At 71.0% G+C, this 22,179-nt stretch carries 15 protein-coding genes; 8 read left to right on the forward strand and 7 right to left on the reverse strand.

Annotation, left to right across the window (positions count from 1 at the left end; translation table 11 throughout):
* Positions 1-92 precede the first annotated feature (92 nt).
* Both D7318_RS21525 and D7318_RS21530 read right to left on the reverse strand, forming a co-directional pair.
* On the reverse strand, positions 93-1,976 hold the full coding sequence (locus tag D7318_RS21525; RefSeq protein WP_230423952.1) for an OmpL47-type beta-barrel domain-containing protein: 1,884 nt from the start codon (positions 1,974-1,976) through the stop codon (positions 93-95).
* A gap of 139 nt (positions 1,977-2,115) precedes the next feature.
* Positions 2,116-4,497 (reverse strand): ThuA domain-containing protein, encoded by a 2,382-nt coding sequence (locus D7318_RS21530; RefSeq protein WP_120698840.1) that lies wholly within the window; start codon positions 4,495-4,497, stop codon positions 2,116-2,118.
* 220 nt (positions 4,498-4,717) lie between these two features.
* Between D7318_RS21530 and D7318_RS21535 the strand changes: the two genes are divergently transcribed.
* Positions 4,718-5,668 (forward strand): multicopper oxidase domain-containing protein, encoded by a 951-nt coding sequence (locus tag D7318_RS21535; RefSeq protein ID WP_120698773.1) that lies wholly within the window; start codon positions 4,718-4,720, stop codon positions 5,666-5,668.
* An 86-nt stretch (positions 5,669-5,754) separates the two neighbouring features.
* Here the strand turns inward: D7318_RS21535 and gatA are convergent, their stop codons facing one another.
* Positions 5,755-7,260: an Asp-tRNA(Asn)/Glu-tRNA(Gln) amidotransferase subunit GatA gene (gene gatA, locus D7318_RS21540; protein ID WP_120698841.1), complete on the reverse strand. Its 1,506-nt coding sequence runs from the start codon at positions 7,258-7,260 to the stop codon at positions 5,755-5,757.
* Positions 7,261-7,515: 255 nt separating this feature from the next.
* Between gatA and D7318_RS21545 the strand changes: the two genes are divergently transcribed.
* Both D7318_RS21545 and D7318_RS21550 read left to right on the forward strand, forming a co-directional pair.
* Positions 7,516-8,118 (forward strand): hypothetical protein, encoded by a 603-nt coding sequence (locus tag D7318_RS21545; protein WP_120698774.1) that lies wholly within the window; start codon positions 7,516-7,518, stop codon positions 8,116-8,118.
* Complete coding sequence (locus tag D7318_RS21550) at positions 8,115-8,840, forward strand: fibronectin type III domain-containing protein (RefSeq protein ID WP_120698775.1); 726 nt, start codon at positions 8,115-8,117, stop codon at positions 8,838-8,840. The genes D7318_RS21545 and D7318_RS21550 overlap by 4 nt, the downstream gene beginning before the upstream one ends.
* 27 nt (positions 8,841-8,867) lie before the next feature.
* On the opposite strand, the gene D7318_RS21555 is transcribed toward D7318_RS21550, so the two are convergent.
* Positions 8,868-11,423, reverse strand: coding sequence for a polysaccharide lyase family 8 super-sandwich domain-containing protein (locus tag D7318_RS21555; RefSeq protein WP_120698777.1), 2,556 nt, complete (start codon positions 11,421-11,423; stop codon positions 8,868-8,870).
* 97 nt (positions 11,424-11,520) lie between these two features.
* A complete protein-coding gene (locus D7318_RS21560; protein ID WP_120698778.1) occupies positions 11,521-12,351 on the reverse strand; it encodes an aminoglycoside phosphotransferase in 831 nt (276 codons plus the stop codon).
* 998 nt (positions 12,352-13,349) lie between these two features.
* Here D7318_RS21560 and D7318_RS21570 point away from each other — a divergent pair.
* From D7318_RS21570 to D7318_RS21580, 3 genes are read left to right on the forward strand one after another with little or no spacing between them, the layout of a single operon-like run.
* On the forward strand, positions 13,350-14,171 hold the full coding sequence (locus D7318_RS21570) for a helix-turn-helix domain-containing protein (protein WP_120698781.1): 822 nt from the start codon (positions 13,350-13,352) through the stop codon (positions 14,169-14,171).
* A complete protein-coding gene (locus tag D7318_RS21575; RefSeq protein ID WP_120698783.1) occupies positions 14,168-14,398 on the forward strand; it encodes a DUF397 domain-containing protein in 231 nt (76 codons plus the stop codon). The genes D7318_RS21570 and D7318_RS21575 overlap by 4 nt, the downstream gene beginning before the upstream one ends.
* Before the next feature lie 45 nt (positions 14,399-14,443).
* Positions 14,444-14,650, forward strand: coding sequence for a DUF397 domain-containing protein (locus D7318_RS21580; RefSeq protein WP_120698785.1), 207 nt, complete (start codon positions 14,444-14,446; stop codon positions 14,648-14,650).
* A 146-nt stretch (positions 14,651-14,796) separates the two neighbouring features.
* Here D7318_RS21580 and D7318_RS21585 read toward each other — a convergent pair whose 3' ends face one another.
* Both D7318_RS21585 and D7318_RS21590 read right to left on the reverse strand, forming a co-directional pair.
* On the reverse strand, positions 14,797-17,784 hold the full coding sequence (locus tag D7318_RS21585) for a CARDB domain-containing protein (RefSeq protein ID WP_413470605.1): 2,988 nt from the start codon (positions 17,782-17,784) through the stop codon (positions 14,797-14,799).
* 257 nt (positions 17,785-18,041) lie between these two features.
* The gene (locus tag D7318_RS21590) at positions 18,042-19,076 is read right to left on the reverse strand and encodes a DUF4331 family protein (protein WP_120698788.1); all 1,035 of its coding nucleotides are present in this window, start codon (positions 19,074-19,076) and stop codon (positions 18,042-18,044) included.
* Positions 19,077-19,361: 285 nt separating this feature from the next.
* On the opposite strand from D7318_RS21590, the gene D7318_RS21595 reads away from it, so the two are divergent.
* Together D7318_RS21595 and D7318_RS21600 are read left to right on the forward strand one after the other, a co-directional pair.
* On the forward strand, positions 19,362-20,138 hold the full coding sequence (locus D7318_RS21595; protein WP_120698789.1) for a 3-hydroxybutyrate dehydrogenase: 777 nt from the start codon (positions 19,362-19,364) through the stop codon (positions 20,136-20,138).
* An 88-nt stretch (positions 20,139-20,226) separates the two neighbouring features.
* Entirely contained in the window at positions 20,227-22,176 is a 1,950-nt protein-coding gene (locus D7318_RS21600; RefSeq protein ID WP_120698790.1) for a helix-turn-helix domain-containing protein, read from the forward strand.
* Positions 22,177-22,179 lie beyond the last annotated feature (3 nt).

A 22,179-nucleotide genomic window follows, 5' to 3' on the forward strand; every position in this document is an offset into this window, starting at 1 on the left:
GAGCCGACGGCCCGCCGCTGGGTGCGGCGGGCCGTCGTGGGTGGGGGGCGCGTGGGTGCGCGGGTTCTGTCGTCCCCCCGGTCGGGGGAGCTCTACAGCTCCTTGATCCTGATGTCGCGGAACGTGATCACATCGGATGTCCCATGGGTCTGGAGCCCGATGTAGCCCGTCTCGTGCTGCCGCCCGTCGGTGCCCGGGTCGTCGGCGCGCGGCGGCGAGAACAGCTGCCCCGGCGTGTTGTCGAACTCGTTGATGAGCAGCCCGTTACGGGTGATGGTGTAGTGGCCGTCGACCACGCGGATCTCGTAGTCGTTCCAGACGCCCTTGGGGGTCGGCATGGACTCGCCGCGGTTGACCAGGTCGAATCCGTAGATGGAGCCGGTCTTGTACTGGTCGCCGCCGCGGTTGTCGGAGATCTGGACCTCGTGCCCGTACTTGATGGCCACCCACTCGGGCCGTGACTCCTCCGGGTGGTTGTGCACGCGGGGGAAGCCGACGAAGACGCCGCTGTTGGCGGTGCCGCCCGAGGTGTCGTCGCGCCACTTCAGCCGGAGCACGAAGTCGCCGTACTGGGCCTCGGGGAACCACAGCATCCCCATGCCCTCGACCTCGGTGCTGCTGGTGATCGAGCCGTCCTCGTTGAGGTTGAACGCCCCGCCTCCGACATGGCCCCAGCGGTCGAGGGACTGCGCGGTCCCGTCGAAGATCCGCTCGTAGCCCTCGCGGTTGCCCGGGGCGCCGACGCCCGAGACCTCGGCGGCCTCGAGGATCTCGGCCTTGTTCCCGCGGTCGATGACGCCCTGGAACACCAGGACGTCGGTCACCTCGTCCACATGGGACAGGAAGGAGCCGTTGGACGACCAGGCGCGTTCGTCCTCGATCACCTCGTTGACCGTGCAGCCTTCGGGGTCGGTGCGGTTGGGCACCTGGGTGACCGTGTCGCCGAGGACCACGAGCGGGCGGTCGTCGGACTCGGGGCAGTCGGCGGGCGGCGGGTCGCCCGGGTCCTCGCCGCCGTCCTCGACGACGGTGAAGCTGGTGCTGCCCGCCTCCGATGAGTTGCCCGCGTTGTCCGTGGCCCGGTAGCTCACCGTGTGGTCACCGACGCTGTGCACCATGACGGGCTCGGTATACGGCGTGAACTCCCCGCCGTTGACCGCGTATTCGATGCCCGCCACGCCCGACTCGGCGTCGGTGGCCTCCAGGGTGACGGTCGCCATGGTGACATAGTCGCCCTCGGCGTTCTGCTCGCCGTCCACGGTGGCCGTGACCTCGGGTGGCGTGGTGTCGTCGCCCGACGGCTCGACGACGTTGACCGTGGTCGACTGGTCGTCCGAGACATTGCCCGCCACATCGGTGGCCCGGTAGGCCACGGTGTGCTCGCCCACGGTGTTGAGCACCACGGGGGCCTCGTACGGGGCGAACTCCCCGCCGTCCAGGGCGTATTCGATGCTGTCGACGCCCGAGCCCTCGTCGGTCGCCGTCAGCTCGACGGTCGCGCTGCCGACGTAGTCGCCCGCCTCGTTCTGCTGGCCTTCGACCGTGGCGGTCACCTCGGGCGGGGTGGTGTCCTCGCCACCGCCGCCGTCCTCGGTGACCACCAGCTCGCCCTGCATCTGGCCATGTCCGGGGATGGCGCAGAAGAAGCGGTAGGTGCCGGGGGTGAGGTCCACAGTGACCTCCCAGCGACCGCCGTTGACGTCGTTGGGAGTGGCCATGAGATTGACATTGACGTCGTTGTTGTAGTCGGGGTTCGACGTGTCGAACGTCAGGGTGTGCGGCATCGACGTGGTGTTGCCGGTGGCCGCGCTGTTCTCGAACACGATCGTGGTCTCGCCCGCGACCGCCGTGGTGGGGGCGGTCTTGTAGCGGGTGATGTCGTTGTCCGCCGTCCAGGTCAACGTCTGGGCCTGGGCGACCTCAGCGCCGCCGCCGCCCTGGGGCTGCTTGGCCTGCGCGGCCGGGACGGCCGACATGGTGAGTGCCGCCAGGCACAGGGTCATCAGCAGGATCAGCAGCCGACGGGGGCCGCCCACGAGGGCGCCGCCGTGTCTGTTCGCCGATTTCACGCTCTTTCGACCTTTCTGCGTTACCGCGGTGGTGCCGCCGTGCCGGTCACCGCCGTGCCAGGTCCGCGGGTGCGGGGGTGGCGGGGCCGCCCTGGTAGGTGATCCGCCACAGGGCGGACTCGGAGTCGGCGTTGAAGAAGCCGCGGCCGTAGTCCAGGACATACAGGGAGCCATCGGGCGCGAACTTCCAGTCCATGAGGTTGCGGATGCCGCCGTCGCCGACCGGGATGATCGCGTCGAGGCTCTCCGCGTGCACCGGGAGGCCGCCGTTGCCCGCGTTGCTCGGGTCCATCACCACGGCGTGCCGCGGCTGGTCGGCGTCGTAGAAGTCGCCGACGAACCACTTGCCGTCCCAGTACGCGGGCCACGCGACGTCGCTCGCGGTGCCCTCGTCGTAGCGGTAGAGCGGGCCGCTCATCGTGGCCTGGCCGCCGCCGGTGAGCCAGGGCAGCAGCAACTCCTGCTCGTCCAGCTCATAGCTGGGGATGCCATCGGCGTTCCTCGGGTAGTCGGGGCCGCCGCCCTGCGGGGAGTACCAGATGTTGTTCCCCGTGATGGGCGGCAGCTCGACGAGGCCGTCGTTGTGGGGGGACTCGTTGCGCGGCGCGTCGCAGTCGTACCAGTCGAGCGGCTGCGTCGGGTCGGGCAGGTTGCGGTCGCGGTACGGCTGGCGGTTGCCCATGCAGTAGGGCCAACCCCGGTTCCCCGCCTCGGTGATGACGGCGAACGTGTCGTACTTCGCCGGGCCCCACGTGCTGCTCGGCTCGCCCGCGTCGGGGCCGACCCAGCCGGCGTACAGCCAGTCCGTCTCCGGATCGACCGCGATGCGCGCGGGGTTGCGCACGCCCATCACATAGATCTCGGGGCGGGTCTTGCCGCCGCCCTCCTCCTCGCCGGTGAAGAGGTTGCCCTCGGGGACGGTGTAGGTCCCGTCGTCCTCGGGGTGGATCCGCAGGATCTTGCCGTTGAGGTTGTTGGTGTTGCCCGCGGTCCGCCGTGCGTCGGCGAACGAGACGCCCTGGTGGTTCGGCTCGGGGTTGTTGCCCGAGTAACCGTCGCTGAACTGCGAGGAGTTGGTGTCACCCGTGGCGATGTACAGATTGCCTTCCGAGTCGAAGTCCATCCCGCCGCCCGCGTGGCAGCAGCTGTGGATCTGGACGGGCCACGCCAGCAGCACCGCCTCGGAGGCCAGGTCGAGTTGGCCCGACTCGGGGTCGAACGTGAAGCGGGAGACCCGGCGTTCGGCCATGTGGGCCTCGCGGTCGATCTCCGAGTGCGGGGTCCAGTGCAGATAGATCCAGTTGTTGTCCTCGAAGTCGGGGTCGAGGACGATGCCCACCAGGCCCTCCTCGATCTTCACCAGCTCGCCGCCGCCGCCCTTGTTCCCGAACACCTCGAGGGACGCCGCGAGGGTGACCTCTTCGGTGGCCGGGTCGTAGACATGGACGGTGCCGGGGCCGAGGCCGATGTCCGGGTCGTTCCAGTCGGTGACCACGGGGGCGTTGCTCCACTGCCCGCCGCGGCCGATGTAGAACACCCGGCCGTCGTCGGCGATGTCGAGCCCGTGCGGCTCGCCGATCTGGTCGAGCGCCTCGGGCTGGTTGGGCGGGGTCAGACGCTCCGCGGCGTAGTTGTCGGTGATGGTCGCCTGGCAGTCGGCGCGAGCCAGGCGACTTGTCCACAGCAACGCGCCGCGGAGGTGCTTGCGGAAGTTGGCCTCGCCGAAGCTGGCCTCGGTGCCTCCCATGCCGGTGTAGAACGACCGGCCTCCGTCGTAGTCCCGGCACCAGGAGATCGGGTGGTCCCAGCCCTCGGCGTCCTCGCCCGGCTCATAGGTGCGCTCCCGCACCCTGGCCACGGTGTGGACCTCGCCCGTGGGGTTGCTCTCCCAGTCGAACCAGACGTCGTTGCGGGCCCATTCGAGCGGCAGGCCCCTGGTGGCGGGGTTGACCCGGTCGCCGACCTCGACGACGGCCCGCTGCGGGTCGGCGGGGCTGCCCGCGTCGGGGCGCGAGCCGATCAGCCCGGTGAACCACTCGGACTCCGGCTGGGCGCGGGCCGCGTCGTGCACGCCGACGAAGCCGCCCCCCGAGCGCACATAGTTCTGGAGGGCCGACTCCTGGGCCGCGTCCAGCACGGCCCCTTCGGCGGACAGGAAGACGACGGCGTTGAACGCGGTGAGTTCGGTGGGGGTGAAGACCGAAGGGTCGTCGGTCGACTCGACGGCGAAGCGCTCGGCGGCGGGTCCCTCCGCGCCGAGGGCCTCGACGGCCTCGACTCCGGCCCGCGTCCGGTCCTCGGGTGCGTCGGCGCCGTGGAAGACGAGGACGCGTGGGTCCTGCGCGCCGGGCAGCCGGCTGGCCTGCCCGGCGGCGGCCCGGTCGTTCTCCGCGGCGGCCGGGGCGGTGCCCAGCAAGGTGATCAACATGGTCACAGCAAGCGCCCATACCTGTGGCTTGCGGCCCATAGCTCGCGCGCCCCTCTCAGGTGACAGCAGCAACGCCCTAGGAAGCTAGACCTCTTTTGCTGGGTCGCCAATGGCTATGACCGAAAACAGGGAAACTTTGTCCTGAGGGTGGGCAAACTCTTGTCGTGGTCATACCATGAGGCGCCGTCAGAGTCGTTGTGACCATGAGGAAGGCCAGCACATGCGACGACCAGCCTTCTCCCGACGAGCATTCGCCGGCGGCGCGGCCGCGGCGGCCCTCGCGCCCGCCGGCCTGACGGCCGCTCAGGCGCGGGCGGCGACCCAGGACCTGGCCCACCGACCGGCGGCCAGGGGCGAGGTCCGTCGTTTCATCCTCTACGCCGAGCAGCTGCCCGACGGGCAGCTGGGCTACGGCTTCGAGCCGGGCGAGGCCACCATCCCGGGGCCCCTGCTGGAGATGTACGAGGGCGACACGCTCCAGATCGACCTCGTCAACAACCTGGATGTCGACGTCAGCCTGCATGTCCACGGCGTGGACTACGCGATCGACAGCGACGGCACGCGCCTCACCAACAGCGTGGTGGCGCCCGGCGAGAGCCGCCTCTACACGTGGAACTCCCACGAGCTGGGCACCCGCGACGACGGCACCCTGATCCCGGGCAGCGCGGGCTACTGGAACTACCACGACCACGTGGTGGGCACCGACCACGGCACCGGCGGGCTCCAACGCGGCCTGTACGGCGGCCTGATCGTCCGGCGCAGGGGCGACATCCTGCCGGACAAGCAGTTCACGGTCGTCTTCAACGACATGACGACCAACAACCTTCAGCAGGGACCGAACTTCGCGGCGAAGATCGGTGAACGCGCCGAGTTCATCGTGATCACGCACGGCGAGTTCTACCACACGTTCCATCTGCACGGTCACCGCTGGGCGGACAACCGCACCGGCTTCCTCGCCGACGCGAACGACCCCACGCGCGTCATCGACAACAAGATCTGCGGCCCGGGCGACTCGTTCGGCTTCCAGGTCTACGCGGGCGAGCACGTGGGCCCGGGCCACTGGATGTACCACTGCCACGTCCAGAGCCACTCCGACCACGGCATGGTCGGCATCTTCACCGTCAGCAACGAGGACGGCTCCATACCCGGACCGCCCCCCGACCACCACTGAGACGCCACCCGGCCGGTCGGGGACGGCAACGGCGCCGCCCCCGCCCGGCCGTCAACCCGCCGCGACGCCTCGCGGTGACGGCTGGTTCACAGCTGGGCGGCGCGGTCGAGCAGGGGGCGGCCCCACCGCTCGGTCAGCGCCCGTTCGAGCACCGCGCCCACCCGGTACAGGCGGTCGTCGGCCATCGGCGGCGCGAAGATCTGCATCCCCACCGGCAGGTCGTCCTCGGGCGCGAGGCCGCACGGCAGCGACATCACGGCGTTCCCGGCGAGGTTGGCCGGGATGGTGCACAGATCCGCCAGATACATCGCCACCGGGTCGTCCACCCGCTCGCCCAGGGGGAACGCCGTGGTCGGCGTCGTCGGCGACACCAGCACGTCCACCCGCGCGAACGCGGCGTCGAAGTCCCGCGCGATCAGCGTCCGCACCTTCTGCGCCGAGCCGTAGTACGCGTCGTAGTACCCGGAGGACAGCGCATAGGTGCCCAGCATGATGCGGCGCTTGACCTCGGCGCCGAACCCCGCCTCCCGCGTCAGCGCCATCACCTCGTCCGCCGAGCGCGCCCCGTCGTCGCCCACCCGCAGCCCGTACCGCATGGCGTCGAAGCGCGCGAGGTTGGACGACGCCTCGCTCGGCGCGATCAGGTAGTACGCCGCGAGCGCGTCGTCGAACGACGGGCAGGACACCTCGACCACCTCGGCGCCGAGCGCGGTGAGCAGCTCGACGGCCTCGCCGAACCGCCGCTCCACGCCCGCCTGATACCCCTCGCCCGCCAGCTCCTTGACCACCCCGACCCGCACCCCGCGGATCTCCTCCGCCCCCGCCGCCGCCACCACGGGCGGCACGGGCGCGTCGATCGACGTCGAGTCCAGCGGGTCGTGCCCCGCGATCGCCTCGTGCAGCAGCGCCGCGTCGAGCACCGTGCGGGCACAAGGGCCGCCCTGGTCGAGCGACGACGAGTACGCCACGAGGCCGTAACGCGACACCGCGCCATACGTCGGCTTCACGCCCACCGTGCCGGTCAGCGCGGCGGGCAGCCTGATCGAGCCACCCGTGTCGGTGCCGATCGCCAGCGGCGCCTGGAACGCGGCGAGCGCCGCCGCCGATCCACCGCCCGAGCCGCCGGGGATCCTGGACAGGTCCCAGGGGTTGCCCGTGGGGCCGTACGCGCTGTTCTCGGTGGACGAGCCCATGGCGAACTCGTCCATGTTCGTCTTGCCGAGGATCACCACCCCGGCCTCCCGCAGCCGCCGCGTCAGCGTCGCGTCATACGGCGGGACCCAGCCGTCCAGGACCTTGGAGCCACACGTCGTGGGCATGTCCCGGGTCGCGAAGACGTCCTTGAGCGCCAACGGGACGCCCGCGAGCGGCCCGAGCCGCTCACCGCCCGCCCGGCGCGCGTCCACGGCGCGCGCCTGGGCGAGGGCGCCCTCGGCGTTCACGTGCAGAAACGCGTGGACCTTCCCGTCCACCGCCTCGATCCGCGCCAGATGAGCCCGCGTCACCTCGACGGCTGAGACATCCCCGGCCCGGACGGCGGCGGCGATCCGCGCCGCGCTCCACCGGACGATCTCGGCTGCGTTCCCGTTCATGACGCTCTCGGCCACCCCTCTGGTCGCACCGGCCCCAGCCGGTGCGACACATCCTAAGGGTGCTCGGGCGGCGGGAAGACGCCGTGGCCGCGGCGCTCGCCGGTGAACGGCGTCGGCTTCCGATCCAGGGTGAGGGGGCGTCCGTTTCCCGGGATTCCCCCTGACCTGCGGAAACGCCAGGACGTCCCTTGACGGGCCAGGGGCGCGGACCTACGGTCCCCTCACTTCCACCCTCCACCACCAGGGAAGTGACGCATGCGCAGAAGTCCCCGAACGCTCGCCGTGCTCGCCGCCGCGGGCGCCCTCTCCCTGCTCGCCGCGGGCCCGGCGTCCGCCGAGGTCGAGCCCGGCGGATGGACCTCCACCTCGCCGGGGTTCAACGTCCAGGAGCGCGGCTGCGGCCAGGTCGACGGGCTGACGTTCCGCCTCACGTGCTCCACCGCGAGCGGCGACCAGCGCGCCGAACGCCGCTACGACACCTACACCGGCGGCAGCCGCCAGTTCGAGGGCTCGTTCCGCGTCGACAGCATGAGCGGCACGCGGATCAGCCTCAAGCAGACGTTCCACGAGTCCGGCTCGGGGCCGTACTTCATGCTCGCCGTCGAGCGCGGCGGCAGGCTCTACGCGGTGCACGGCGGCCAGACGCTCTCGAACGCGGGCACCGTCGGCGCCACCGTGCGCGTCAACACCGTGCACGACGTGGGCAGCGAGCACCGCACGTATATCAACGGCTCCCGCGTCCACACCTACGCGAGCCCGGGCGGCAGCTTCTACGACAAGTTCGGCGCCTACCGCACGAACAGCGGCGCGGGACCTGCCACGGTCACCTGGAGCGGCGTCCACTTCTGGCGGAGGTGAGCGCCGCGACGCGCCGCGCCCTCCCGCTCGCGCTCCTCGCGCTCGCCCTGCTGGTGGCGGCCTGCTCGGGGCCGCCACCAGCGGGGGAGCGCGGTCCCACGCTCACGGCCACCCTCACCACGCCCACCGACATCGACCTCAGCTGGGAGGCAGGCGCCGAAGTGGCGGGCTGGGTCCTGGAGTTCGCCACGGAGGAGGGCGGCCCCTACACCCCGCTCCAGTACCTCCCGCCCGAGGTGACGACCTACCGCCACCCTGACCTGATGCCGGGGACGCCGTTCCACTACCGGCTGGTGACCTTCCGTGGACCGGCCTCGGAGTCGGTCGACGTGGCCTTGCCCGATGGCGAGTTGACGGAGGAGGACGAGAACGCCGACCACACGTGGCTCGAGCCCGTCACCCGGGAGGGCGCCACGGTCCACGGCGCGCCCCTGAGCAGCCCCGACGCCGCCCGCCCCACCGACCTGGCCGCCGAGATCAAGCACGCCAACGGCATCCACTTCACGTGGACCGACCGCGCGGTGGACGAGGAGGGCTTCCTGCTCGAGTCCCGCGTCGAGGGCGGCGCCCCGTTCTACGGCCCGATCGCCCTGATCGACCCCGACGTCAACTCCTATGGCCTGATCACCCTCCCCGAGGAGAAGACGGCCTCCTACCGCGTCCGCGCGTTCACCCACGGCCCGGCGTCCAACACGGTGCGGGTCACCACCGGCGGTGGCTGAACGAGCGGCGGCCACCGGCCGGACGCCCTACTCACGCAGCAGAGCGACAAGGCTCCGCCCATACGCCCGCCCCGTCGCCGCCTCGATCCGCGTGCCACCGGGCACGCCCCGCACTGTCACCCCCGCGTCAACATCTACGGGCCGCAGCCGCCGTCCCCGGAGGACGACGGCCACCCGGTCGCGTTCCGTCGTCGGGTCGGCCAGCGCCAGCGACACCGTGCCGTCGTCGGCCTCGCGCAGCAGGACGGACGCCGGGCCCTCGACGCTCAGGCGGCCCGCGCGGTGGGTGCCGGGGGCGAACGCGTTGGCGGCGAGCAGCCGCAGGCCCGTGTGCTCGACGGCCTGGAGGCGCGTCGTGTTGGACAGGACGGCCAGCGGGCCATGGGCGTACGCGCGCAGCCGCCGCTCGCTCGCGCCGGGGACCAGCGCCCAGGCCATCGCGCGGGGGCGGTCGCCCGGGGGCTGCTCGAAGGTCAGGGAGAACACCCGGCGGGTGACGGGGGTGTCGGGGTTGGCCGCGCGGAGGGCGCGCAGGCTGCGGGTGACCGTGTCGAGGGTGACGGCGGGCCGCCGTTCGCCGCCGATGAAGACATAGCCGACCGCCGTCGCGCGGGTGGCGTTCGCCCAGCGCAGCCAGGCGAGAGGCGCGGCGCGGTCGCCCGTGCCTGACCAGCGGTCGCCGTTCGCCAGGCGCCCGCTCAGCACGATCTCGTCGGCGGGCTCGGACACGCGGGCGTCGACCGTGGTGGTCACCGCGCGCCCCGCCGGGTCGCCCACCCCGGCGGCCATGACCACGATCTCGTCGTCGAACATGAACCACGACTTGGTGGCCTCCGCGTTGCGGTGCACCACGAAGTCCGGGGGGAGCAGGCCCTGTTGGGCGGCGGCGTACGCGGCGTCCTGCGACTGCGCGAGCCCGGCCACGCCATAGGCGCCGAGGCGGGCGCCGCCGGAGAACGGGTGGGTGCCGCGCGGGAAGTAGACATAGGTGTTCTGCGCCTCGGACGAGGACGTGAAGCCCGCCTCGGGGTTGTCGTACCAGAACCCCCCGTACAGCTCGGGCACCGTGCGCCGTTCCTCGACAGGAGCGGTCACCCCGGCGAGGCGCGTGGGGGAGACGGTCGCGTAGAACGCCGTGCCATGGCCCGACGTCTGGTCCTGGCCCGAGAGATAGAGGTGGTGCGCGCCCTCGCCCTGGAACCAGGGCATCAGGTTCTCGCCGTTCATGTACTCGTACTTGCTGATCCGTGACGAGCTGCGGGCCAGGGCGAACGCGTAGCCGGGGCGCCGGTGGACGGTCTTGTCCATGGCGTTGAACGCCGCGTGCCGCGCGGGCGGGTTGAGGTCGGCGGCGGGGATCGACGCGTCGGCGAGGATGTCGGCGTAGCGGCCGACGCTGACCGGGGAGAGGAACGCCGTGGGGTCGAGGGGCGCGCGCGAGGTCTCCCGCACATGCTTCACATAGCCCTTGAGCGCGTCCGCTTCGGCGCCCGTCGCGTGGGCGGAGAGGTCGACCACGGCCTCGACGACGGTCGCCACGGCCGCGTAGCCCGTCGTGGTCCGCGACACGGCGCGGCCCCTGACCAGCTCCATCATCCAGCCCTCGTGGATGACCGGCGCGAACCCGTCGGCGAGCCAGCCGGTGACGGTGGAAACGAGCCCGTTCAACCCGTCCTCAGGGCCATGGCCCGTGCCCTGGAGGATCTTGATCGTCTGAACGACCCGCGTCAGCAGGGACGTTCCATAGGAGCCGGTGTAGGCGACGGACGCGTGCTGGATGAACGAGCCGTCGGCGTAGAAGCCGTCGGTGACGCCATGCCTGAGGTCATAGGGGTCGATGGTGGCGTAGACGGTGAGGTGGTCGGCGACGGCCTTGGTGACGCGGGCCGCGTCGTCGAGGACGGCGCCCTGGAGGACGCGGTTGGTGGTGATGTCGGCGAGGTTGGCGCCGGTGTGGAAGCGCGAGTCCAGGTCGACGTCGCCGTCCTCGCCGTTGCGCAGGTAGGCGTCCATGGTGGCGACCAACGCCGGTGTCAGGTCGGGGCGTTGGGCGGCGAGGTCGTCGGCGAGCAGGACCAGGGCGCGGCTGAGGTGGGTGGAGATGCCGATCTCCCAGTTGTGCCAGTTGCCGTAGTAGCCGGTCGACTGGTCGCCGTAGTGGGTGGCGTGGAGCCAGGCGAGGGCGTCGATGACGCGGCTCCGCACGGCCGTGTTGCCCGGCAGGTCGGAGGCCGGGCCGCCGGGGACGCGGGTGGCGAGGGCGATCTCGGCGAGGTACCGGAACGACGTGGTGAGGTGCGCGTCGTTCTCGCCCAGGGGAACGCCGAGGAACAGCTCGCCTGGGCCCGCCGCGTCCAGGGCGGCGAGCCGGTCGCGCGCGGTGGTGTCGATCGCGGCGAGCTTGGCGGCGGTCTCGGGGCGGGCGTTGGACTCGGGCGTTCCGGCGAGCAGGGCCACGGTGTTGGCGAGGATCCGCTCGTGGTCCGCGCCTCTCGGGGCGGCCTGGGCGGGGGAGTTGAGCGCCCCCGCCAGGAGAGGCGCGGCGGGGACGGCCGACAGCAGGGCACGGCGTGAGAGGCGCAACGGGACGCTCCTGGGTTCGACCGGAAGGCGATGGCCGCATCCAACCAACCGCGCGTCGCCGTGTCACCACCCGTGCGGGGAAGGAGCGTTGCCTCTCTCATCGCACCTGGCGCGCCATGGCACGGGCAGTGCTCCGATGGCGGGCCCACTCACGGGACGCCCGCACCATCCGAGCCGTCCAGGGGTCCGGCTCATCTCCGCCGATCTCCTCCCAGAGATTCGCATGGGCCTGGGCGAAGGCATTGACTGCCACACCGGGGGCCGCGTGCCACGCGGGAATCCGACGGGCCCAGTGTTCGGCCGATGCGGCGGTGTGACCGCCCGCCGCCATGAGCCATATCACCCAGTAGGCCGCGTCCAGCCATGGCGCTCCGCGAGTGGCCCACGCCCAGTCGACAAGGGATGCCCGCCCGTCGATGAGCACGTTGGCATTGTTCATGTCGGTGTGCAGCAGTGAGTTTCCGGCGAACTGCTCGGCATCTCCGGTGTTGTTCACGTACTTCGCCAGACGCTGCTCGGCCCTTCGCAATTCGACGTCGGGACAGGGAATCCGACCCAATCGACACAGCGCGTCAGCAACGAGTGGCAGGTCCGGTGAGTCCGCCGAGTAGTCCGCGTGGTGTCCTTCCAACGCCTCAAAACTCAGTAGGTGCCATCCGTCTGTTTCGACTTCCCAGAGCAGCGCCGGGGCGACTTTCCGGATATGGGGGTTGACATCTGCCTCGCGGCGTTGCGTCCATGCCCATGTGTGATCCGAGCGGAGTCCCTTGATGAAGCAGACCCCCGATTCGGAATGGACACGCGCCCCGACCTGGCTGTTCCGTCCCTCGGTTGCGGACTCGGTCTTGAGAACGGGTCCGGTGCGTTCTTCAACGGCACTGATAACCACAGACGGAAGTTGTTCGAACGCCATACGAGTGGTCGACATGCCCCGCAGTCTCCCACACGGCACCGCGCGGACTTCGATGCACGCGAATGCGACGTCCAGGATGGTGCGGGGCTCGGCAGGCGCGTGCCATTACCCGCTGCGGCGGGCTCAAGTCCTCATAGCTCGGCGGGCGTGCCGTGTCCCTCGTCCACGGCTGTGCCTCCTCTTCTGCGGCGGAGTGGAATCCCATGCCCACCCGACAATGTCGACTTCCGTGACCCGTCGAAGAGTTATCTCTTCTCCCGTGCAGAAGATGATACGAACGCTTTTCGGGTGCGACTTCGTGCGCCATCGGACCCTGTATGACTTCTGTTTGATCTCGATCAGGTCCCCGGCGCGCACCAATTCGGCGGACGTGCGCATCAAGAAACCCTCTTCTGCGCCAGATAGATTTGGGCGTGGCATCCCTTGCAGTACGTTCCGCCGTCGCTGCGCGTCTCCAGCTCCCGATGCCTACAGCTCTCGGTCACGGTCGGTACCCCCTGCCGGGGGTCGACTGTGTCCGCTCGCACGAATCAAGCGCTTCGACCAGCCTGCGGGCATCGCCGAGTGTCAACGGACTGATGACGATGCTTCGTTGCACACTCACGGTGCCGACCTGGACGAGTGCGCCGATCCCCAGAAGCGCGAACAAGTCGCGCAGCGCGTTCCTGATCTCCGTCTCGTCCCCCTGCCGTCCCTGCCCCCGCTGCCCCCCGGCAGGCTGGGGCGGGGCGCTCACCGCACCAGTCCCTTCCCTGCGTTCGGGCCGTCGATGAGCACGTGGGCCACGTTGCCCCGAGTCGATGGAAGAGCCACGTACGAGTCTCCGGGGGGCGTCACGGGGGTACGAACCATGGGGAACCTCTTGCGTCTCGTCGCTCTTTCGAGCGGCAACTACTGTCTGTATGACAAGGGTTGCCCGGCGCGCGTACGCTGAACAGGCACAACGCCATGACTGCGCCGCTGTCATGACGGTGAGTCATGCCAGCGGCACAGTCATATCGGAGGGAGTTGACGTGACCGTTGAAGCGGAGGAGTTCCCCGATCCCGCGTCCTCGTTGCTGGCGTTCTTCGGATCAGAGCTACGCAGGGTTCGCCAGGATGCGGGGCTGTCCCAGGAGGAGGGAGCCAGGAAGGCGCACACCACGCAGTCGATGCTCAGCAAGGTGGAGGCGGCCAAGCGCGTGCCGTCCGAGGATCTTGCGCGTGACCTCGACGCGGCGTTCGGCACGGGCGGGCACTTCAGCCGCTTGTACCCGCTGGTGATCCGGTATGCCTACCCCTCGTGGTTCCTGCCGTACGTCGAGTTGGAGCAAGAGGCAACGTCGATGCGCGTGTTCGAGAGTCAGATCATTCCGGGGCTTCTCCAGACGGAGGACTACGCGCGGGCCATGCTCAGCGCGGTACGCCCTGACAACCTTGATGACCTGGTTGCCGCACGCATGACGCGTCAGGAGGTCTTCGAGAAGGAGACTCCGCCGCGTACATGGTTCGTCCTGGATGAGTTCGTCCTACTGCGTTCGATCGGCGGCCCTGACGTGTTCCGCACCCAACTCGAGCGCCTGTTGACAGCCGGGCAAGACCCTCGAACGGTGATCCAGGTGGTCCCCCGCACGGTCGTCGCCCATGCCGGGCTGGCCGGGCCGTTCACACTCCTGGGGTTCGACGAAGGAGCTGACGTGCTCTACGTGGACGGCTTCTCACAGGGCCGTATGGCTCTCGACACGACCGAAGTAGCCGCCGGTGGCCATGCCTATGATCTTCTTAGGGCTGCCGCCCTGTCGCACGACGCGACCGCCGAACTGATCGGCAGGCACCTGGAGGAACGAGACCGATGAACCGCGCCGAAACGCTGACCGTCACCGCGTGGCGGACGAGCAGCTACAGCACAAACGGCGGCAATTGTGTGGAGATCGGAGAAGGGATCACACATGCCGTTCCCGTGCGGGACTCCAAGAACCCCATGGGCCCGGCCCTGGTCTTCTCAGGCGATCAGTGGGACGGATTCATGATCGCGCTCAAGGGTGGGGCACTCTTCACCCAGGGCCGTGGCCCTCTCACCTAAAGCGTCGGCCGATCTGATCGGCGCCCACATGAAGGAGCTGGACCGTTGACCAACGCTGACGCGCTGCCGGTGACGTGGCGCAAGAGCAGTTACAGCACCAACGGCGGAGACTGCCTGGAGGTTGGGGAAGGAATCGCGCGCGTCGTTCCCGTGCGGGACAGCAAGGCGCCGAGCGGCCCCGCGGTGACGTTCTCGGCCGATAGCTGGGACGGCTTCGTCGAAACCCTCAAGCGTGGCGAACTACGCCGCTGACGCGGCCGAACCGCTGCCCCTGTTCACCACCGAGTCGAAGCCTCGTCGTCCCCACGGCGGGGCTTTCGTATGGCCCGTGTGCGGGTGGGGCGTTGACGGGCGGCCCGTTGAACCGACGACGAGTCGTTGGTTCAACGGGCCTCGGGTCAGGTGGTCGTGCGGCGGCCGCGCCGCGTGGCCCTGGCCGAACCGGCCTGCGTCGTCGCCCCGTTGACGGGCCGGTCGCCCGCCGCCGGATCGGAGGCGGCGGCCGGGGCGCCGTCGATCCGGAACTGCGACCCGGGCTGGATGACGATGTCACCGTCGGCGGAGTCGGTGATGGTGACATCGGTGAGAGTGGCGTTGCCTCGGGCGCCGCTCATGGCGAGGATGCCCGCGCCGTTGGTGGAGCGGTCGATGGTGACGTTCTCGATCGTGACATCGGGAACGTTGCCGCCGCCGGTCTTGAACTGGATGCCGTCGTAGGTGGAGTCGTGGATCGCGGTGTCGCGGATGGTGACGCCGGGGATGTCCTGGCCCGCGGCGAAGAGCGTGATCGCGCCGAACTCCTGGTCCTCGTTCCAGAACGCCCCGCCGGTGCGGTGGAGTTCGTTGCCCGCGATCAGGGTCTGTCCGGAGAAGGGCAGGGGGTCGTGGTCGGTGGCCAGCATGATGCCGGGGTAGTTGGCGGTGTCGGAGATGACGTTGTTCTCGATGGTGTTGCCATAACCCCCGTAGATCGCCACGCCGTTGGCCCGCCAGGGGAGTTGAATGGTGTTGTTGCGGAAGGTGTTGTCGTGGCCGATGTCGGTGGCCGGGTCACGCACATAGCGGTTGGCCCACACCGCCAGGGCGTCGTCCCCCGTGGTGCGGAAGGAGGAGTTGACCACCGTGGAGTCGCTGGTGCCGTTGGTGAGGTTGATGCCGTCGGCATAGGTGTTGCGGATCCGCATGCCGGAGAACTCCACCCCGTCGCCCGGGCCCCACAGCTCGGGGATGTTGCTGTGGTCACGGCCGACCCAGACCCCGACGTTGGCGTGCTCGATCCACACATTGCTGATCTTCGTGTCCTGCCCGAAGCGCCCGTTGAGGCCCACCCCGCCCTCGGCGCCGCCCTCGCCGCCGCGGATCGTGCCCGAGCCGAAGATCGCCAGGTCGGAGATCCGGGTGTTGTCGTCGATGTCGAACCCGAAGTTCCCCTCGTGCGGGTGGTTGATCCCGCCCGCCTCGTGCGGCGGGGTGAGGGTGTACAGCTGCGAGTGCCACATGCCCGCGCCGCGGATCGTGACATCCCTGATGCCCACCTGGTTGAACGGGCCCCGGTCCAACGGGTCGTCCGTGAGGATCTTCTGCTCCTGCCGCCACCGGCCAGGGCCGATCCACACGCAGTCGATGACGCCGTTCTGGTCGTCCGTCACCGCGGCCTGGATCGCCGCGGTGTCGTCGTTCCCGTCATCGGGCACCGCGCCGTACTCGGTGATCGAGACGCACTCCGCGGGCTTGGCGCTCGGCGGGGCGACCTGCTCCAGGTCCACCAGGTCGATGATGTGGAACGAGGCATTGTCACCGGCGTCGCGCTGGAGGCGGAACGTCGTCCCCGCCGGATAGGACTCGTCGAGCAGCGCGTGGGACTCGTCGAACAGCCGCCGCGCGTCCGCCTGCGGCGTGTTGGTCAGTCCTTCGGGATCGTCCGTGTTGCCGTAGAGCCAGCTGTGCTTGGACGACAGCTCCAGCTTGCGGACGAACTCACCGTCCGCGTACAGGCTGATCGTCGCCTCCTGCCCGCCCCCGCCGGGGGCGTCGGGGATCGAATTGCGCACCACGATCGCGTTCGCTTGAGCCGTCGAGGTGAACTGGACATATTCCCCCACCGCGTCGAGCCGTACCGACTCACGCCCCGAGGACTCCGACGCGAAGTTGGTGTGCCCGAACGTCCGTTCAGGGTCGGCCTGGAGCAACTCCCCGGTGTACTCGCCCGCCTCCGCCTCGTATTCCACATACGGAAGCGCGGCCCCGCGACCGACCACGATCGCCTCGGTGAGGACGTTGTTGGACTCGTCGGTCTCGTCGACCACATCGGTGGCGTCCGCCGTCGCGGTCAGGGTCGCTCCGCCGTCGGTGGCGGTCCAGGTGCCGCCGAGGGCGACGGCGACGGTCCCGCCCGCGTCGACGCGCGGTGTGGTGCCGTTGAGCGTGGTGCCGCCCACGGTCAGCCGCGTCACGGTGCCGGCGGCGACATCGGTGGTGCCGCGGTTGTGCACCTCGGCGGTGAACGAGACCGGTGAACCCGCCGCGGGATTGGCCGGGTTGGCGGCGATGCCGAGCACCGTCAGGTCGGGCCCCGGGCTCCGGCCGACCACCAGGTCCTCGTCGGCGGCGAGGGTGTTGTTCGTCTCGACCTGTTCGACGACGTCGTCGTCCGGGTCCACGGTGGCCGAGACGCCGTGGCTGCCCTCGGCGCGCTGCCCGACGGCGACCGGGACGGTCGCCGACTCGCCAGGGCCGAGCGGCCCGACGGGCGCGCTGCCCGCGACCGCGCCGCCGATCCTGACCTCCACCGTGGTGGCAGCGGCGGCGGCGCTCCCGGCGTTCTCCACCGTGGCGTGCACGATGATCTCGTCGCTCGCCAGCGGGGATTCCGGCGTCCACGACAGGTCGGTGACCGTCAGGTCCGGGTTGGGCGCCGGGGTGCCGAACACCTGGAGCTCGCCGACCTGGCCGCCGGGCGCGCCGGTGTTGCCGTGGAAGCGCAGCTGGACGTCGGCGACGCGCCCGGCGACCGGGATCGTGACGGAGTTCTGGTTGCCCGAGGGGCTGAAGGAGTAGTCGGCCCTGGCCTCGAGCGACGTGAACTGCGACGCGTCACGCGCGCGGCCCAGGATCTCGATGCTCTGGGTCCTCGGGCCCCAGATCGGGTCGGGGTCGAGCCCCACCACGACCGAGTCGAGGTCGGCGTCGGTGCCCAGCTCCACCGTGAGGGTCGACGGGTGGCCCGCCGACTCCCAATAGCTGGTGAGGCTGCCGTCGTTGGCGTGGGTGGCGACATAGCCCTGGGTCGTCGACGAGGCCGATATCGGCTTGCCGAGCGCCAGGTTGACGTCCTGGGCCGCCGAGGCGGCGGTGGGCAGCAGGCCGAAGGCCAGCATGGCGGTCATGACCATGCCACTGACCAGCCGTCGGCTGTGGTGTGTGCGTCTCATGGTGTCCTCTGTCCCGAACGCAGGTCGGATGGGGGCCACTGCCGCGAACTTGCAAGAGACATCAAGATTTTTGAGTTGTTTACGTCAATCTCTTGCGAGGCGCAGTAAGGGAACTTAAAGCATGTGACCCGCTTGTCAACGCCTCGTGCACACCCGTCACCCACCACGACGGCACCCCCGGGGCGCGCGCCCCGGGGATGGGAGCCGCGGGGTCAGTCGATGCGGGGGACGTAGGGGAACGTGGGGGAGGGGTGGGCGGAGGTGGATCCCTTGTCGAGGCCGATGCCGAGCGGCGTGTTGGCGGCGAGCGAGAACATCACGTCGGGCGCGTTGTCCGTGAGCGCGCGGCCGTTCCAGCACGCGAAGCCGTAGATCGCCGCGCTGCCGACGGCGTAGGGCAGCACGTTGGGGAAGATCCTGGCGGCGAACGCCTTGCCGTAGGCGGCCGGGTCGTCGGCCGTGCCATAGGCGGCGACGACCCCGGCGACCATGTTCGCCACTGTCTCCCCGTGGACCTTGATGTCGTCGGCGGGAAGTGTCGCGTTGAGCCGGTTGCCCAACTCCCCGTTCTCCTGGGCGAAGAGCGGGTGCACCATCGGGTGCCCATAGCGATTGACGATGCGCCAGCCGCCCGCGTCGGTGGCCAGGCTCGTCAGGCCCCACACGTCGATGCGCCGGTCCGCGCCAGCGACCGGCAGCAGCGCCTCGTCGGGGATCTCGAGCACGATCGTGTATACCTCGTTGTCCACGAAGAGATTGGTCGCCGACGAAGGGCTCCACCCCGACAGGTCGACGCGGGTGCCATGGGCGAACGCCGCCCCCACGGCCTTGAGCACCGTCGGCTCGATCCAGAACGGGTCGTGCGCGCGGCCCGTCCACATCCGCAGGCCGTCGTCCGCCGTCACGGAGTCCCCCGTGAAGCCCCCCGCGATCACCGTCCCCGACGCCCGCGCGTCCCGCGCCTGCGCCCCCGTCAGCATGCGCATCTCGAACTCCTGGCGCCCCCGCGCGTCACGGTCGCCGAAGGTGAAGCGGTAGGTCAGGTCCTCGGTCGCGTCGTGGTCGCAGTCGATCTTGATCTCGTACATCGCCTCGGGGTGGAAGCCCCGCGGCGCGTCCTGCCCCGCGGCCGAAGGGCAGACGTCGAGGACGAACGCCGTGCCCGTCTCGCCGCGGAAGACATACAGGTCGGTGATGTCCAGGCGGGCGTCGTCGAGGGCCTGGGGGGAGTCGAGGTGGTGGGACATGGGGGCGGCCTTTCCTTGCGGCTGCGTCGGACGGGGGTGCGGCGCGATCGCCGCGCCGCGAGTGTCGGTCCGCGCCACCGCCGCCGCCCCCGGGGCCACGCCGTTCGCGCCGCCCGTCACCCCGCCCGTCACCCCTACGGGCGCACCGCCGCGCGCCCGCCCTGGCCACCGCCCCACCCGCCCCGCCGACGCGGCGGCGGTATGGCTCGGGCCCCCACTGCTCGGGACGAAACAGTGGCGGTCCGCCCTATCGGGGCCGCCCGCCGTCGTTCCTACTGTGCGGCCATGCAGAGCAACCCGAACGGCACCGAGCCCGCCGCGTTCCTCACCGGGCGCACCGCCCTGGTCACCGGCGCGGCCAGCGGGATCGGCCGGTCCTGCGCGCGCGCCCTGGCCGCGGCCGGAGCCCATGTCCTGGTGGTCGACCTGGCAGGGGACGGCGCCCGCGCCACGGCCGACGAGATCGGCGGAACGGCCGTCGTCGCCGACCTCGCCGACCCCGCCGCGGTCGACGCGCTCCCCGCCGACGCGGACATCGTGGTCAACAACGCGGGCCTCCAACACGTCGCGCCTCTCCATGAGTTCCCGCCCGACCGCTTCACCCTCATCCAGCGCGTCATGGTCGAGGCGCCCTTCCGGATCCTGCGCCGCACCCTGCCCCATATGTACGCGCGCGGATGGGGACGCGTTGTCAACGTCTCCTCGGTCCACGGCCTGCGCGCCAGCTCGTTCAAGGTCGCCTATGTCACCGCCAAGCACGCCATCGAGGGCCTGAGCAAGGTCACCGCCCTCGAGGGCGCCCCGCACGGGGTGACGAGCAACTGCGTCAACCCCGGCTATGTCCGCACCCCCCTGGTCGAGAACCAGATCGCCGCCCAGGCCGCCGCCCATGGCATGCCTGAGGAGGACGTGGTGCGCCGCGTGATGCTCGAACGGGCCGCGATCAAGCGCCTGATCGAGCCCGAGGAGGTCGCCAGGACCGTCCTGTGGCTGTGCGGCCCCGACACGGCCTACCTCACCGGCGCCTCCCTCCCCCTGGACGGCGGCTGGACCGCCAACTGACGCCCGCGCCACCCCCGTTCGGGCACCGGACCACCGCCCGTGCCGCACCCATGGGCAGGGGCCGCGTCGCCTGCCAGGATGGCCGGACATGGGACCACAGGCGGCGTCGGCCGTTTCGCGGGTGCGCGTGCTCCTCGACCTCCTCGCCGGGGGCGCGCCCGCCGAGGAGTTCGGGGCGGTCGCCGCCGAGGCACGGCGGGCCGGGGTGGCGCCCGACGAGCTGGCCGAGATCGAACGGGCCACCGCCGTCGCCCTGCGGGTGCGCGGCGCCCTGCGGCAGCACCGGCGGCGGGAGGCCGAGCTGACCGCGCTGTTCGACACCGTCGGCGACCTGGCCGCGCTGCGGGACCTGGACGCGGTGCTCACCTCCATCGTCCGCAGGGCCCGCGTGCTGCTCGGCACCGACACCGCGTATCTCACGCTCCCCGACGAGGAGGCGGGCGACACCTACATGCGGGTCACCGACGGCTCGGTCTCCCCGCTCTTCCAGCACCTCCGCCTCGAACTCGGCGAAGGACTCGGGGGGTTGGTCGCCCAGACCGCGACGCCCTACGCCACCCCCTCGTATCCGACGGACGAGCGGTTCCGGCACACCTCCACGATCGACGCGGGCGTCCTCGACGAGGGCCTGGTGGCGATCCTGGGCGTGCCGCTGGTCCTCGGGTCGAGCGGCGACCCCGACCGCAAGGTGATCGGCGTGCTCTTCGCCGCCGACCGCTCCCCGCGGACGTTCGCGCCCGACGAGGTCGCGCTGCTGTGCTCGCTGGCCGCGCACGCCGCCATCGCCATCGACACCGCGCGGGCGCTGGCCGACACGCGCGCCACGCTGGCCGAGCTCGCCGAGGCGAACGCCGTGATCCGCGCCCACTCCGCCGCCATGCAGCGGGCCGCCGAGGCACACGACCAGCTGACCGACCTGGTGCTGCGCGGCGGGGAGCTCTCGCAGGTGGCGTCGGCCGTCGCCGGGCTGCTCGGCGGCGCCATCACCCTGCACGACGCGGGCGGCCGCCCGCTCGCCGCGGTGGGCCCTGGGGGCGGCGCGTTCACCGGGCGGCATGACCCGGACGAGCTGGCCGAGGCCGTCGCCGACTCCCACGCCACCGCCCGCGCGGTGCCACGCCGCGACCGCTGGGTGTGCGCCGCCAGGGCGGGCCAGGAGCTGCTCGGGGGCCTCGTGCTGCACGGCCGCCCCGAACTGGCCGACGCCGACCGCCGGTTGTTCGAACGCGCCGGGGTCGTCACCGCGCTGCTGCTGCTTCTGCGGCGCTCGGTTGCCGAGGCCGAGAACCGCATCCGGGGCGAGCTGATCACCGACCTGCTCACCGCCCCCGACCGCGACCCCAAGGGCCTGGTCGAACGCGGCAGGCGGCTCGGCGTCGACCTGTCCCGCCCTCATCTGCTGCTGGTCGCCGAGGCCTCGGCCGAGGCCCGCAAGCGCCTCGCCGCCGCGGCCAGGCAGCACCTGTTCGGCACCGAGAGCGTCAGCGCCGAACACGCGGGCGCCATCGTGATGTTGCTGCCCGCCGACGACGCGGGCGCCGCCGCGAGGGCCGCCGCGGCCCAGATGTCGCAGCTCGTCGGCGCCCCCGTCACCGTCGGCGCCGCGGGCCCGGCCGCCGAGCCCGCGGCGCTGGCCGCCGCCCACGCCGAGGCCGCCCGCTGCCTGCGCGCGCTGCGGGTGCTCGGCCGGGTGGGCGACGGCGCGTGCGCCGCCGAACTCGGCTTCCTCGGCGTGCTGTTGGGCGACGACCGCGATGTGCGCGGCTATGTGGCCGCCACCCTTGGCCCGCTGCTCGACTACGACGCCCGCCGCGGCACCGAGCTGATCCGCACCCTGCGCGCCTACTTCGGCCGGGGCCGCAGCCTCACTCGCGCCAAGGACGACCTGCACGTCCACGTCAACACCGTGGTGCAGCGCCTCGACCGCATCGAGGCGCTGCTCGGACCCGACTGGAACAGCCCCGAGCGCGAGCTGGAGCTGCAACTCGCCCTGCGGCTCCACCTGTTGACCGGCGAGCCGGGCCAGGACCGCGGCTGATCC

This window comes from Streptomyces radicis, assembly GCF_003626575.1.
Lineage (GTDB): Bacteria > Actinomycetota > Actinomycetes > Streptomycetales > Streptomycetaceae > Streptomyces > Streptomyces radicis.

Excerpts from the sequence above, each read along its gene's own strand:
- gatA (WP_120698841.1), bottom strand. The coding sequence starts at position 7,260 with ATGAACGGGAACGCAGCCGAGATCGTCCGGTGGAGCGCGGCGCGGATC.
- D7318_RS21590 (WP_120698788.1), bottom strand. The coding sequence starts at position 19,076 with ATGTCCCACCACCTCGACTCCCCCCAGGCCCTCGACGACGCCCGCCTG.
- D7318_RS21535 (WP_120698773.1), top strand. The coding sequence starts at position 4,718 with ATGCGACGACCAGCCTTCTCCCGACGAGCATTCGCCGGCGGCGCGGCC.
- D7318_RS21600 (WP_120698790.1), top strand. The coding sequence starts at position 20,227 with ATGGGACCACAGGCGGCGTCGGCCGTTTCGCGGGTGCGCGTGCTCCTC.
- D7318_RS21545 (WP_120698774.1), top strand. The coding sequence starts at position 7,516 with ATGCGCAGAAGTCCCCGAACGCTCGCCGTGCTCGCCGCCGCGGGCGCC.
- D7318_RS21585 (WP_413470605.1), bottom strand. The coding sequence starts at position 17,784 with ATGACCGCCATGCTGGCCTTCGGCCTGCTGCCCACCGCCGCCTCGGCG.
- D7318_RS21595 (WP_120698789.1), top strand. The coding sequence starts at position 19,362 with ATGCAGAGCAACCCGAACGGCACCGAGCCCGCCGCGTTCCTCACCGGG.
- D7318_RS21530 (WP_120698840.1), bottom strand. The coding sequence starts at position 4,497 with ATGTTGATCACCTTGCTGGGCACCGCCCCGGCCGCCGCGGAGAACGAC.
- D7318_RS21560 (WP_120698778.1), bottom strand. The coding sequence starts at position 12,351 with ATGTCGACCACTCGTATGGCGTTCGAACAACTTCCGTCTGTGGTTATC.
- D7318_RS21575 (WP_120698783.1), top strand. The coding sequence starts at position 14,168 with ATGAACCGCGCCGAAACGCTGACCGTCACCGCGTGGCGGACGAGCAGC.
- D7318_RS21525 (WP_230423952.1), bottom strand. The coding sequence starts at position 1,976 with ATGTCGGCCGTCCCGGCCGCGCAGGCCAAGCAGCCCCAGGGCGGCGGC.